The 12,266-nt window shown below is 70.9% G+C and carries 13 protein-coding genes; 6 read left to right on the top strand and 7 right to left on the bottom strand.

Going from position 1 to position 12,266, the window contains the following annotated elements; genetic code table 11:
• The first annotated feature begins 52 nt into the window (after window positions 1-52).
• Complete coding sequence (locus ACWEGE_RS26815; protein WP_449663198.1) at window positions 53-1,189, top strand: acyl-CoA dehydrogenase family protein; 1,137 nt, start codon at window positions 53-55, stop codon at window positions 1,187-1,189.
• Window positions 1,190-1,238: 49 nt separating this feature from the next.
• On the top strand, window positions 1,239-1,778 hold the full coding sequence (locus ACWEGE_RS26810) for a Uma2 family endonuclease (RefSeq protein ID WP_449663197.1): 540 nt from the start codon (window positions 1,239-1,241) through the stop codon (window positions 1,776-1,778).
• Between the two features lie 129 nt (window positions 1,779-1,907).
• Here the strand turns inward: ACWEGE_RS26810 and ACWEGE_RS26805 are convergent, their stop codons facing one another.
• The 3 genes from ACWEGE_RS26805 to ACWEGE_RS26795 are packed head-to-tail and all read right to left on the bottom strand — an operon-like array spanning window position 1,908 to window position 4,506.
• Window positions 1,908-3,125, bottom strand: coding sequence for an amidohydrolase (locus tag ACWEGE_RS26805; RefSeq protein WP_449663196.1), 1,218 nt, complete (start codon window positions 3,123-3,125; stop codon window positions 1,908-1,910).
• A gap of 20 nt (window positions 3,126-3,145) precedes the next feature.
• Window positions 3,146-3,634, bottom strand: coding sequence for a GNAT family N-acetyltransferase (locus ACWEGE_RS26800; protein ID WP_449663195.1), 489 nt, complete (start codon window positions 3,632-3,634; stop codon window positions 3,146-3,148).
• A complete protein-coding gene (locus ACWEGE_RS26795; protein WP_449663194.1) occupies window positions 3,601-4,506 on the bottom strand; it encodes an aldose 1-epimerase family protein in 906 nt (301 codons plus the stop codon). Before ACWEGE_RS26795 ends, ACWEGE_RS26800 begins: the two co-directional genes overlap by 34 nt.
• A 65-nt stretch (window positions 4,507-4,571) precedes the next feature.
• Between ACWEGE_RS26795 and ACWEGE_RS26790 the strand changes: the two genes are divergently transcribed.
• The 3 genes from ACWEGE_RS26790 to ACWEGE_RS26780 are packed head-to-tail and all read left to right on the top strand — an operon-like array spanning window position 4,572 to window position 6,804.
• The gene (locus tag ACWEGE_RS26790) at window positions 4,572-5,150 is read left to right on the top strand and encodes a TetR/AcrR family transcriptional regulator (protein ID WP_449663193.1); all 579 of its coding nucleotides are present in this window, start codon (window positions 4,572-4,574) and stop codon (window positions 5,148-5,150) included.
• Window positions 5,150-5,983: an MBL fold metallo-hydrolase gene (locus ACWEGE_RS26785; RefSeq protein WP_449663192.1), complete on the top strand. Its 834-nt coding sequence runs from the start codon at window positions 5,150-5,152 to the stop codon at window positions 5,981-5,983. Before ACWEGE_RS26790 ends, ACWEGE_RS26785 begins: the two co-directional genes overlap by 1 nt.
• Window positions 5,980-6,804, top strand: a complete 825-nt coding sequence (locus tag ACWEGE_RS26780; protein ID WP_449663191.1) for an MBL fold metallo-hydrolase — start codon at window positions 5,980-5,982, stop codon at window positions 6,802-6,804. The genes ACWEGE_RS26785 and ACWEGE_RS26780 overlap by 4 nt, the downstream gene beginning before the upstream one ends.
• A 112-nt stretch (window positions 6,805-6,916) precedes the next feature.
• On the opposite strand, the gene ACWEGE_RS26775 is transcribed toward ACWEGE_RS26780, so the two are convergent.
• The 3 genes from ACWEGE_RS26775 to pdxH all read right to left on the bottom strand — a co-directional run bounded on the left by ACWEGE_RS26775 (window position 6,917) and on the right by pdxH (window position 9,546).
• A complete protein-coding gene (locus tag ACWEGE_RS26775) occupies window positions 6,917-7,471 on the bottom strand; it encodes a DUF3558 family protein (RefSeq protein WP_449663190.1) in 555 nt (184 codons plus the stop codon).
• A gap of 13 nt (window positions 7,472-7,484) precedes the next feature.
• The gene (locus ACWEGE_RS26770; RefSeq protein WP_449663306.1) at window positions 7,485-8,750 is read right to left on the bottom strand and encodes an MFS transporter; all 1,266 of its coding nucleotides are present in this window, start codon (window positions 8,748-8,750) and stop codon (window positions 7,485-7,487) included.
• Window positions 8,751-8,868: 118 nt separating this feature from the next.
• The gene (gene pdxH, locus ACWEGE_RS26765; RefSeq protein WP_449663189.1) at window positions 8,869-9,546 is read right to left on the bottom strand and encodes a pyridoxamine 5'-phosphate oxidase; all 678 of its coding nucleotides are present in this window, start codon (window positions 9,544-9,546) and stop codon (window positions 8,869-8,871) included.
• 230 nt (window positions 9,547-9,776) lie between these two features.
• On the opposite strand from pdxH, the gene ACWEGE_RS26760 reads away from it, so the two are divergent.
• Window positions 9,777-11,450 (top strand): purine-cytosine permease family protein, encoded by a 1,674-nt coding sequence (locus tag ACWEGE_RS26760; RefSeq protein WP_449663188.1) that lies wholly within the window; start codon window positions 9,777-9,779, stop codon window positions 11,448-11,450.
• Between the two features lie 43 nt (window positions 11,451-11,493).
• Here the strand turns inward: ACWEGE_RS26760 and ACWEGE_RS26755 are convergent, their stop codons facing one another.
• Window positions 11,494-12,204 (bottom strand): TetR/AcrR family transcriptional regulator, encoded by a 711-nt coding sequence (locus ACWEGE_RS26755; RefSeq protein WP_449663187.1) that lies wholly within the window; start codon window positions 12,202-12,204, stop codon window positions 11,494-11,496.
• Window positions 12,205-12,266: the final 62 nt, after the last annotated feature.

Raw genomic sequence — 12,266 nt, 5'->3', positions numbered from 1 at the left:
ACTCTGAACGAGCCCACAGTACTGTTTTCAGTACCGCTTTTGGAGGACAAGGATGCCCGCCGAACGCTTGCTGCCTTCCTCGGAAGCCGAGGACCTGGTCGCGCTGACCAGGGAAATCGCGCGCGACGAGCTGGCCCCGCGGGCGTCGGCGGCCGAGGAAGCCGAGCAGTTCCCGCGCGAGCAGTTCCGCCTGCTCGGCAAATCCGGGCTGCTGGGCCTGCCGTACAGCGAACGGTGGGGCGGCGGCGAGGTGCCGTACGAGGTCTACCTGCAGGTCCTCGAGGAGATCGCGGCAGCGTGGATGACGGTCGGCGTCGGGCTCTCGGTGCACACGATGTCCTGCTACGCGCTCGCGGAGTACGGCACCGACGAGCAGCGCGACCGGTGGCTGCCGGACATGCTCGAAGGCTCGCTCCTGGGTGCGTACGCGCTGTCGGAGACGCAGGCGGGCTCCGACGCGGCGGCGCTGTCGACGCGCGCGCGGCTCGACGGCTCGGACTACGTCGTCAACGGCACCAAGGCGTGGATCACCCACGCCGGGGTGGCGGACTTCTACACGACGATGGTCCGCACCGGCGACTCCGAGATCTCGTGCCTGCTGGTCGACGGCGCCACCGAAGGCCTTTCGGCGGCGCCGCGGGAGCGCAAGATGGGCCTGACCGGCTCCCCGACGGCCCAGATGATCTTCGACGGCGCCCGCGTACCGGTTTCCCGGCTCTTGGGCGACCCGGGCGCCGGCCTCCGCATCGCGCTGTCGTCGCTGAGCTCCGGGCGGCTCGGGATCGCGGCGTGCGCGGTGGGCCTCGCGCAGGCGGCGCTGGACGAAGCGGTGGCGTACGCGAAGGGGCGCTCGCAGTTCGGCCGCCCGATCATCGACTTCCAGGGCGTCGAGTTCCTGCTGGCGGACATGGCCGCGACGGTCGAGGCGTCCCGGGCGCTGTACCTGGACGCGGCCCGGCGGCGGGACCGCGGGATGCCGTTCAAGCGCCAGGCGTCGATCGCCAAGCTGGTGGCGACCGACGGCGCGATGAAGGTGACGACGGACGCCGTGCAGGTTCTCGGCGGGGCCGGGTACACGCGGGACTTCCCGGTGGAGCGGTACATGCGGGAGGCGAAGGTGCCGCAGATCTTCGAGGGGACGAACCAGATCCAGCGGGTGGTCATCGCGCGGGAGCTGAAGAACGCGTAGCCCGGTTCAGCGACCGGTGTCGCGCTTCGGTGACGGATAGCGTTGTCCCATGCCCCTGCTGACCATCGAGGAGTACGCGGCCTTCGACGGCACCGGTTTCACGGAGCTGGTGGAGGGCCGCGTGGTCACCTCGCCCGGCTCCGGCCGCCGCCACGACCTGGCGGTCTGTCTGCTGGCCGCCGCCATCGAGCGGCAGCTGCCGCCCGGGCTGGCGTTCGTCGTCGCCAATGATCTGGATCTGGGGTTGTCCCCGGACGGCGGGCCCGGCTTCGCCCGCCGTCCGGACCTGCTGGTCCTCGACCGGGCCGCGTTCGGTCGCGCGGAGGGCCTGCTGCGCGCGAAGGACGTGGTTCTGGTGGCCGAGGTGGTGGCGCCGGGTTCCCGGCGCACGGATTGCCGGGTGAAGCGGGACGAATACGCCGACGCGGGGATCCCGCACTACTGGATCGTGGATCCCGCCGAGCCGGTGTCGCTGGTCGCGTGCCGGGGCGGCGGTACCGGGTATGTCGATGCGCCGGCGGTCTCGGGGGTGTTCACCACGGATGTGCCGTTTCCGGTGAAGCTGGATCTCGACGGTTTGGTCCCCTGAGAGGGCGTCGGCCGGACCGGGACCTTCACCACCGACGTCCCGTTCCCGGTCGAGCTCGACCTGAACGCACTCCTCGACTGATCGGGCAGCACGCCGGAACCGCCCGGTCACCGGCGTGCCACCCGAAACTCAGCGGGCCTCCCGGTACCGGCGGTCCTTCGACACACCCTCGCCCAGTGACTCGTCGAAGTGGTAGACCTCGTCGCCGCGGACGAAGACCCGCAGCGCGCGGTTCATCACGTCCAGCGGGTCGCCCGACCACAGCACCACGTCGGCGTCCAGGCCCGGCTTCAGGGAGCCGATCTGCTCGTCCAGCCCCAGCATCGACGCCGGGTTGACGGTCAGCGAACGCAGTGCCGTCGCCGGGTCGAGGCCGTCCTTGACCGCCAAGGCCGCCTGGTACACCAGGAAGTTGATCGGGATCACCGGGTGGTCCGTCGTGATCGCGATCTTCACGCCCGCGCGGGCCAGGATGCCGGCCGAACGCAGCGTGCGGTTGCGCAGCTCGACCTTCGACTTCGTGGTGAACAGCGGGCCGAGGATCACCGGCACGTCGCGCGAAGCCAGCAGGTCCGCGATCAGGTGGCCCTCGGTGCCGTGGTTGATCACCAGCTTGTAGCCGAACTCGTCGGCCAGCCGGATCGCCGTCACGATGTCGTCCGCGCGGTGGACGTGCTGGTCCCAGTACAGCTCGCCGTCGAGGACCTTTGAAAGCGTCTCCAGCGTCAGGTCCACCTCGTGCGGCTTGCCCTCGGACTCCGCGTGCGCGCGCTTCGCCTGGTAGTTGCGGGCCTTGGTGAACGCCTCGCGCAGGATCGCCGCGACGCCGAGGCGCGTCGACGGCGTCTGCTTCTTCTCGCCGTACACGCGCTTCGGGTTCTCGCCGAGCGCGCTCTTCACGCTGACGTGCTCCGCGAAGATCATGTCCAGGATGCTGCGGCCCCAGGTCTTGACGCCGATCGTCTGGCCACCGATCGGGTTGCCCGAGCCGGGCTTGATGACGACGCTCGTGACGCCGCCCGCGAGCGCGTCGTCGAAGCCGGGCTCGTAGGGGTCGATGCCGTCGACGGCGCGGAAGCGGGCACCGTTCGGGTCGGTCATCTCGTTGGTGTCGTTGCCGGACCAGCCCTCGCCCTCCTCGTGGACGCCCAGGTGGGCGTGGGCGTCGATGAAGCCGGGCAGCACCCAGGTGCCGGCCGCGTCGACCAGTTCGGCGTCTTCCGGGATGTCGACGTCGGCCTCGGTGCCGACCGCGACGATCTTGCCGCCGTCGATCAGGACCGTGCCACCCTCGATGGGATCACCGTCGATGGGGACGACGTAGCCCCCGACAATTGCCTTCGCCATAGTTCGCCACGCTAACGAACTCACCCGGGGTCGCGCACGCGGGCCTTCTCCAAGTGCACCAGCTCGTGGTTGTTCTCCGGCGTCCGATGGGTCTCCCGGTACCCGTGCTTGGCGTACAGGCGCAACGGCACCACGCTCTTCGAGCCGGTGAAGAGCCGGAACAGCGTCACTTCCGGCGGGGCCGCCGACTCGGCGAACCGCAGGAGCGACCCGCCCAGCCCGAAGCCCTGGCGGTCCGGGGCGACGACCAGGCGGCCGATCACCCCGACCGGCTCGGTCACCGTCAGCCGCACCGAGGCCACCAGGCGGCCGCCCTCGCGCACGCCCCACGACAGCCCGGTGAGCGCCGCCCGTGTCTGCTCCAGCGTCTCCAGCAGCGGCGGCAGGTCCAGGTCGCCGTGCGCCCTGGCCTCGGTGACGTACGCGGCCCGTTGCAGCGTCAGCACCTCGCCCGCGTCGGCAGGACCCAGCCGGATCACCGGACCCGGATGCCCCAGCTGCCCGACCACGACGCCGACGGCTCCAGCTCGATCAGGTCGGTGCCCGTGTTGAGCGCGTCGGCCGGGCAGGTCATCGGCTCGATCGCCACCGCGCGGCCGCGGCCGACCAGGTCGTCCGGGGTGAACACCTGCGCCCAGCGGAAGTCGGGGCCGGTCCAGACCAGCAGTTCCCGGCCGTCGTGGCTCAGGACGATGTGGTGCCGGCCGTCTTCGGCCGCCGCGAGGCCGCCGAACGCCGTGTCCAGGTTGACGCCTGCCAGCACGCGGCCGGCGCGGAAGTCGTACTCCGTGCCCTCGACGTCCTGCTCCTCGGCGTAGGGCATCTGCTCTTCGGGCCGGGACGGCCGGACGCGGCTCGCGGGCAGCGCGAGGGTCAGCTCGTCGGTGGGGACGTCGCCGATCCGGAAGTACGGGTGCGTGCCGACGCCGACGCCGATCGGCTGCTCGCCTTCGTTGCGGATCTCGTGGGTGACCACCAGTTCGCGCGGCGCGACTTCGTAGGTCACCGTCGCGCGCAGGGGCACCGGCCAGCCCGGCTGCACCTCGACGTCGACGGCCAGGGTGACCGACGACTCGGCGTGCTCCAGCAGTTCCCACTCCAGGTGGCGGGTCAGGCCGTGGATGGCGTTGCCGCGCGCCTCCTCGGTGACCTCGAGCTGCTGGGTCTCCCCCTGGAACGTCCACCGGCCGCCCTTGGTCCGGTTCGGCCAGGGCAGCAGCACCTGCCCGGCGCCCATCGGCGGCTTCGCGTCCTCGGGGAACTCCTCGACGTACGGCACGCCGCCGACTTCGAACGCACGCAGGCCGGCACCGATTTCGGTGACGACGGCGCGCGCGTTGCCGCGGGTGATCTCGAACTGCTGACCGGTCGGGTTGCCCATGCACCGACCTTACCGAGCGGCGAAGTCACTAGACCGGTCGTCATAGTTTGCGCTACGGTCATGTCATGGTTCGCCGCACCGACACGCGGCAGCGGATGCTCGACACCGCCGCCGACCTGTTCCAGACCCAGGGCTACCACGCCACCGGCCTCACCCAGCTGACGACGGCGGGCGGCGCGCCCAAGGGGTCGCTCTACTTCCACTTCCCCGGCGGCAAGGAGCAGCTCGCCGCCGAAGCCGTCCGGCTTTCGAGCGAGCGCACGGGCACCCTGCTCGAAGCCGTCCTGGCCGACGCCCCCGACCCCGCGACGGCGATCGAGCGCGCGGTCGAGGCGCTCGGCGGGTTCCTCACCGGATCGGGCTTCCAGCGCGGGTGTCCACTCGCGACAGTGGCCCTCGACGCCGCCGGGACGAGCGAACCCATCCGGGAGGCCTGCGTGGACGGCTACGCGTCCTGGCACGGCGTCCTCGGTGAATACTTCGCCAGGCAGGGACTTACCGCCGAACGGGCGGACGACCTCGCCACCGTTGTGCTCGCCGCGATCGAAGGCGGGCTGCTGCTGGCCCGCACCCGCCGCGACCTCGCGCCGCTGCGCGCGGTCGCCACCCACCTGCACGCCACCCTCGACCGGGAGTTCGCCTGATGCGCGTCCACCACCTGAACTGCGGCACCATGCGCCCACTGGGCGGCAAGCTGATCGACGGCAGGCCGGGCCTCTTCCGGCGCGCCACCATGGTCTGCCACTGCCTGCTGCTGGAGACCGGCACCGGACTGGTGCTCGTCGAGACCGGCATGGGCACACCGGCCGCGGTCGACCGCAACGCCTGGCTGGGCGCGGGGTTCGTCCGCCAGTCCAACCCGATCGCCGACCCGGCGCAGACGGCGATCGCGCAGGTCCGCGCGCTGGGCTTCGACCCGGCGGACGTCCGCGACATCGTGCTGACCCACCTCGACCTCGACCACGCCGGCGGGCTCATCGACTTCCCATGGGCGCGCGTGCACGTCTACGCCGAGGAGCTGCGGGCGTTCACCGACCCGCGGGCCGACGAACGCGGCCGGTACCGCCGGATCCAGTTCGCTCATGGTCCACAGTGGACGACCTATGCGGACAGCGGTGAGCCGTGGTTCGGCTTCGACGCGGTCCGCTCGCTCGAAGGCCTGCCGGAGGAGATCCTGCTGATCCCGCTCTCGGGGCACACGCGCGGCCACGCCGGGATCGCCGTCGACACCGGGCACGGCTGGCTGCTCAACGCGGGTGACTCGTACTTCTTCCACGGGCAGGTCGACCCGGCCGCGCCGGGCTGCCCGCCGGGGCTGAAGTGGTTCGAGGGCCACATGGAGACGGTCAAGGGTGCCCGGCTGGACAATCACCGCCGCCTGCGCCAGCTTGTTCAGGAGCACGGCGAGGAGGTCACCGTCTTCGCCGCGCACGACGAGACCCAGTTCCTCCGGCTGAGCACCAGGAGCAGCGTATGAAGGTGCACCACCTCAACTGCGGATCGATGCGCCCGGTGGGCGGCAAGCTGCTCGACGGCGAGCCCGGCCTGCTCCGGCGGGCCGAGCTGGTCGCCCACTGCCTGCTGATCGAGACCGGTGACAGCCTCGTGCTGGTCGACACCGGGTTCGGCAGCCAGGGCGTGGCGCGTCCCGGCGAATGGCTGGGCGGTCCGTTCCTGGCGCTGGTCGGCGCGAAGCCCGTGGCCGCCGAGACGGCCGTCGCGCAGATCGAGGCGCTGGGCCTCGACCCGGCCGACGTCCGGCACATCGTGGCGACGCACCTGGACGTCGACCACGCGGGCGGGCTGGCCGACTTCCCGAACGCCGTCGTCCACGTCCGGTCCGAGGAGCACCGCGCGGCGACGGCCCCGGCGAACGCGGCGGAGAAGAACCGCTACCGGGCGGCCCAGTTCGCGCACCGCCCGTTGTGGAGCACCTACGACGAGACGGGCGAGCCGTGGTTCGGCTTCGAGGCGGTCCGGTCGCTCAAGGGCCTGCCCGAGGAGATCCTGCTGGTCCCGCTCACCGGCCACACCCGCGGCCACACGGGCGTGGCGGTCGACACCGGCGACGGCTGGCTCCTGCACGCCGGCGACGCGTACTTCTTCCACGGGCAGCTGGACCCGGTCGCCCCGCACTGCCCACCGGGTCTGACGGCGTTCCAGAACATCGTCCAGACGCTGCGCGGGCCGCGGCTGGAGAACCTGGCCCGGCTGCACGAGCTGGCGCGGACCCACCAGGACGACGTCACGGTGTTCTCGGCGCACAGCCCGGTCGAGCTGGCCGCGCTGCGCCGATGAGTGACAAGCCGGTGAGTGACAAGCCGGTGATCCACAGAACCGGATGATCTTCCGCCCCATCCGAACCCGGCGGCGAGAGGTTCGGATGGTGGCGAAGTCCGGCTGGGCGTGATCAGCCGGCGGCGAGGGCCTGCTTGACGAGCGGGGCGAGCTGCTCCGGCGTCAGCTTCGCCGGGCCGGTGTAGTTGACCAGCACCGGCGTACCCGCCACCAGCTCGCCCGAGACGAGGGTCGCGGCCTGCTGGCCGTCGACGTAATAGACGGCGCCCTCCGGGAAGCCCGGGACGTCCTGCGCGCCCGGCTTCGCCTTCTTGATCGCCGCGAGCATCTCGGCGGGCTTGCCCTTCTTGCCCTCGTAGCGGGTCACCGCGAGCTTGCCCGCGGCCTTGCCGTCGTGCTGGTACTCGCAGTTGCGGGCCTTGCCGCCGTTGGCCGCGTTGTCCTGGACCGGGCCCTGGACCGCCTTGAGGTTGTCGAGGAACAGCGCCTTGGAGACGGCCTCCGCGGGGAGCAGCTTGCACGGGTCGAGCGACGCGGCGGCGGCGTTCGTGCTCGGCGCCGGCTTCGGGGCGGGGGCGGAGGTCGAAGGTGCCTTGGACGGCTCGTCCCCGGAAGAGCAGGCGGTCAGCGCGGCGAAAGCGACAAAAGCGACAACAAGGGTACGCATGCTCGCACCCTACCTAGATCGCCGGTGCCCGGTATCGCCAGAAGGCCGGGAGCACGAACATCGACGCGCAGACGAGCACGATGACCAGCAGCCCACCGCCGGTCGCCGCGGCCGTGGTCCCGAACGCGGCGGCGCCCCAGCCGTGGGTGAGGTCGGCGATCCGGGGCCCGCCGGCGACGACGACGGTGAAGACGCCCTGGAGCCGGCCGCGCATCTCGTCGGTGGTCGCGACCTGCAGGATCGCCATCCGGTAGACGGCGCTGACCATGTCCGCGGCCCCGGCGAGCGCCATGAAGACGACGGCGAGCCAGAGCGAGTGCGCGAGCCCGAACCCGGCCACCGCGGCGCCCCACGCGCAGATCGAGACGACGACCGCGACGCCTTGGCGGTGGATGCGCGTCAGCCACCCGGAGAACAACCCGATCAGCATCGCGCCCAGCGGCAGGGCGGCGTAGAGCCAGCCGAGGGCGGGGCCGCCGCCGGGCGGGTCGCCGAAGGTGCGTTCGGCCATCTCCGGGATCAGCGCCCGCGGCATCCCGAAGACCATGGCGATGATGTCGGCGACGAAGGAGGCCAGCAGGATCTTCTGCCCGGCGAGGTACTTGAAGCCGTCGACGACGTCCCGGACCCCGGCGCGGCGCGAGGGCCCGTTGAGCGGCGGGATGGACGGCAGCCGCCAGACGGCGAAGAGCGTGACGGTCAGGGCGACGACGTCGATCAGGTAGAGGGTGGAGAGGCCGAGGACGGGGATCAGCGCCCCGGCGAGCAGCGGCCCGAAGACGGCGCCGAAGGTGGACATCGTGGTGTTGAGGGCGTTCGCGGACGGCAGCAGCCCGGCGGGCACGAGCCGCGCGACGACGGCGCCACGGGTGGGCATATTGATCGCGAAGAAGGCCTGGTTGACGGCGAGCAGCCCGAGGACGAGCCACACGGACCCGAAGTTCGCGAAGGCCTGGAGCCAGAGGAGGGCGGAGGTGATGGCGACACCGACGTTGGTGACCAGCAGCAGCTTCCGCCGGTCGACGGCATCGGCGACAGCGCCGCCCCAGAGCCCGAAGACCAGCAGCGGAAGCAGGGCGACGAGCCCGGTGAGGCCGACGTAGGCGGAGGACCCGGTGAGGTCGAAGACCTGCTTGGGCACGGCAACGGCGGTGAGCTGGGTACCAACGGCGGTGACCACAGTGGACAGCCACAGCCGCCGAAAGGCCGCGATCTTGAGCGGCCGCGTGTCGACGACAACGCGCCCGAGGAGCTTGCGGATGCCCGAGCGGGGCGGCAGCGTCCCCGGTTCACCAGTCACGACACATCAGCTTAGCGGGGCTAAGTATCCGGAGTCGCGTGATTTACCTCGCCCCGCAAGCGCCCCAACGCGCCCAAGGCCGCCTTGGGCGCTTGGATCAGGGGGCGACGCGCTCGATGTGCCACCCATCGTCGTTCCGCACATACCGCAGCCGGTCGTGCATGCGGTCTTCCCGCCCCTGCCAGAACTCCACCAGGTCCGGGCGGATCCGCCAGCCACCCCAGTGGGGCGGGGCCGGGATGTGCTCCACGTCCGCGAACCGGCGCTCGATCCCGTTCAGCGCGTTGTCCAGCGCGCGGCGGCCGTCGACCACCCGGGACTGCGGTGACGCCCACGCCCCGAGCTGCGAACCGCGCGGCCGCTGGGCCCAGTACTCCGCCGTCTCCTTGACGCCGACCTTCTCGACCTCGCCGCGGACGTGGACCTGGCGGTGCAGCGCGTACCAGGGGAACGTCACCGACGCGTACCGGGTCGCCGTCAGATCGTGGCTCTTCGAGGACGTGTAGTTCGTGTAGAACACCACGCCGCGGTCGTCGAGGCCCTTGCAGAGCACCGTGCGGGACGATGGGCGGCCCTCGGCGTCCGCCGTCGCCAGCACCATCGCGTTCGGTTCGGCGATGCCGGCGGCCACGGCCTGGTTCAACCAGCCTTGCAGCTGGTCGGTCCAGGTGGCCGCCAGCGCGGATTCGTCGAACGCCGCGCCGTCGTAGGCGACGCGCATTCCCGGCAGGCGCACTACGGCGTCTTCCACCTGGTCCTCGATCTCCGGCATCATCGCCAAACCTCCCGTACCCGGTCGGGGCAGCTGTCACTTCGGCTCCTGCGCACGTTAAGGCTTCACGAGCGGCAGCGGAACCCACTGAACGGTGACACCCGCCACCTCGTGCGCGCCACCTGCCCGTAACCGCTGGACAACAAGGTGTAACCCCCGCGTTACCCGCCGGACCAGGATCGATACAGGACGCACCTACCTTCGGCCCGTTCCCCACCACCCCGGAGGCAGGCATGACCGAGATCCTGTCCAACGCAGAAGAGAGCGCCCCGCCGAAACGCCGCTACGCCCCGCTCGCGGCCAACGAGAACCGCGAGGACTACTCGCTTCGCTTCGCCGCTCATTCGTTCCGGAAATGGTCACCGTTCGTCGTCGCGACGACGGCGCTGGGCGGCATCGCCTACCTCGCCGACTTCGCGATCGGCGCCAGCATCGTCCTCTCCTACGGCTTCACCTCCGGCGTCCTGGCGATCCTCGCCGCAGCCGTCGTCATCTTCGTGACCGGCGTGCCCATCGCGGCCGCCTGCGCGAAGTCCGGAGTGGACATGGACCTGCTGACCCGCGGAGCCGGCTTCGGCTACTTCGGGTCGACGCTGACGTCGCTCGTGTACGCGAGCTTCACGGTCATCTTCTTCTCGCTCGAAGGCTCGATCATGGGCCAGGCCTTCGAGCTCGCCCTCGGCATCCCGCTGCCCATCGGCTACCTGCTGGCCACGCTCATCGTGCTGCCCTTCGCGCTCTACGGCATGGGCGCGGTGGCGAAGATGCAGACCTGGACGCAGCCGCTGTGGATCGCCGGCCTGGTGCTGCCGTTCGTCGTCGTGCTGGTCCGGGAGCCCGGCAAGTTCGCGGAATTCACCCACTTCGGGGGTACGGAGGGCGCCGGCGCCGGGTTCTCGGCGATCGGGTTCGGCTTCGGCATGGGTGTCGCGCTGTCGCTGATCGGACAGATCGGCGAGCAGGCCGACTACCTGCGGTTCATGCCCGAAAAGACCGCGGAGAACAAGCGGTCGTGGTGGGCCGCGGTGCTCGCGGCCGGCCCCGGCTGGGTGATCCTCGGCGCCGCGAAGCAGATCGGCGGCGCGCTGCTGGCCTTCCTCGCGCTCGGCGTCGTCGGGAAGACGCACGCGCTGGAGCCGATCGCGCCCTACCTCGAAGCGGTGAAACCCGCGCTCGGGCCGGTCGCGCTGACGTTCGCCGCGCTGTTCGTCGTCGTCTCGCAGATCAAGATCAACACCACCAACGCCTACTCCGGCTCGCTGTCGTTCGCGAACTTCTTCTCCCGCATGCTGCACAAGCACCCCGGCCGGGTCTGGTACGTGCTGGTCAACTGCGGGATCGCGCTCGCGCTGATGGAGTTCGGCGCGTTCGGTTTCCTGAACAAGATCCTCGGCTTCTACTCGAACGTCGCCATCGCGTGGATCGGCGCCGTCTGCGCCGACCTGGTGATCGCCAAGCCGCTGGGCCTGTCCCCGCGCTACATCGAGTTCAAGCGGGCCTACCTGCACAAGATCAACCCGGTCGGGTTCGGCGCGATGGTCGTCGCTTCGGCGGTGTCGATCGTGGCGTACTTCGGCGCGTTCGGGCAGTTCCTGGCCGCGTTCAGCCCGCTGCTCGCGCTGGTCATCGCGATCGTGCTGGTGCCGACGCTGGCCGTCGTGACGAAGGGGAAGTACTACATCGCGCGGCCGAACACGGTCGCCGGCCCGGACAGCGATGTCGACCTGCGCGCGACGCACACCTGCTCGACCTGCGGCGACCCGTACGAACTGCCCGACGTCGCCGACTGCGCGAAGCAGGACGGCCCGATCTGCTCGCTGTGCTGCACGCTCGACAACACCTGCCACGACGTGTGCCAGACGGCCGGCCCGGTTTCGCTCGGCCTGCCGACCGTCCGCACCACGTGATGTCCGCGAGGGCCCTTTCCCGGCACTCGCCGGGGAAGGGCCCTCACGTGAGCCGGCTTCCCCCCGGATCCCCCTCCCGGCTCGACTGTTCCACGCCGGAGGACCCGCCGGGGTTGCCCGGGATCCCCAAGATTTTTCCGGGCCGCATGATGGCCGCCAGCATCAGCGCGCGCAGCTCGGCGCCGACGTCCTCCACCGGCAGCGGCGGCTCGTGCGCCTGCCACTCGCGCAGCAGCCCGGTGGCCGCGCCGACCAGCGCGATCGCCGTCAGCCGGTAGTCGCGGTCGGGTGCGACACCGTGGGCGGCCGCGCGCCGCGCCTCCGTTTCGATGAAGGTCGCCCAGCGGTCGACCCACACCTGGTGCTGCTCCTCCAGCTCCGCGCTGACGCCGACGGCTTCGACGTAGTTGAGCCGCGGGAGGCGGGGGTCCACGGTGACCGTGTCGATGAAGACGTCGAGCAGCGTGGCGATGCGGGTCATGGCGTCGGCCTCGGCGACCTTGTCGAGCGCGGCGGTGACGTGCTCCAGCGCGAGGCTGTTGATCCGGTCGTGGAGGGTGCGCAGCACGTCCTCCTTGCTGCTGAACTCCTCGTAGAAGTTCCGCGTCGAGACGCCGGCGCGGGCGCACATCTCGGTGATCTTCGTCTGCCGGAAGCCGGCGGTGGTGAACAGCTCGAGGCCGGCCGTGAGCAGCCGCTCGCGGCGGTCGGCGCGACGTTGTTCGGGTGCGACGCCGCCGTACGTGCGAGCCAACGGTTGTGTCCTCCTTCTGAGGGATTGCCGGATCCTACCGGGCTGGTTAAGTTGTGAAAATC

The sequence above is a fragment of the Amycolatopsis sp. NPDC004747 genome (assembly GCF_053601335.1).
The sequence above is the reverse complement of the archived record's forward strand: the minus strand, read 5'-3'. Positions and strand labels throughout refer to the sequence as shown.

Bases quoted from the DNA above. Each gene is read 5' to 3' on its own strand.
- ACWEGE_RS26775 (WP_449663190.1), bottom strand. From the start codon at position 7,471: ATGCGTACCCTTGTTGTCGCTTTTGTCGCTTTCGCCGCGCTGACCGCC.
- ACWEGE_RS26790 (WP_449663193.1), top strand. From the start codon at position 4,572: ATGGTTCGCCGCACCGACACGCGGCAGCGGATGCTCGACACCGCCGCC.
- ACWEGE_RS26805 (WP_449663196.1), bottom strand. From the start codon at position 3,125: ATGGCGAAGGCAATTGTCGGGGGCTACGTCGTCCCCATCGACGGTGAT.
- ACWEGE_RS26760 (WP_449663188.1), top strand. From the start codon at position 9,777: ATGACCGAGATCCTGTCCAACGCAGAAGAGAGCGCCCCGCCGAAACGC.
- ACWEGE_RS26810 (WP_449663197.1), top strand. From the start codon at position 1,239: ATGCCCCTGCTGACCATCGAGGAGTACGCGGCCTTCGACGGCACCGGT.
- ACWEGE_RS26785 (WP_449663192.1), top strand. From the start codon at position 5,150: ATGCGCGTCCACCACCTGAACTGCGGCACCATGCGCCCACTGGGCGGC.
- pdxH (WP_449663189.1), bottom strand. From the start codon at position 9,546: ATGATGCCGGAGATCGAGGACCAGGTGGAAGACGCCGTAGTGCGCCTG.
- ACWEGE_RS26780 (WP_449663191.1), top strand. From the start codon at position 5,980: ATGAAGGTGCACCACCTCAACTGCGGATCGATGCGCCCGGTGGGCGGC.
- ACWEGE_RS26795 (WP_449663194.1), bottom strand. From the start codon at position 4,506: ATGGGCAACCCGACCGGTCAGCAGTTCGAGATCACCCGCGGCAACGCG.
- ACWEGE_RS26815 (WP_449663198.1), top strand. From the start codon at position 53: ATGCCCGCCGAACGCTTGCTGCCTTCCTCGGAAGCCGAGGACCTGGTC.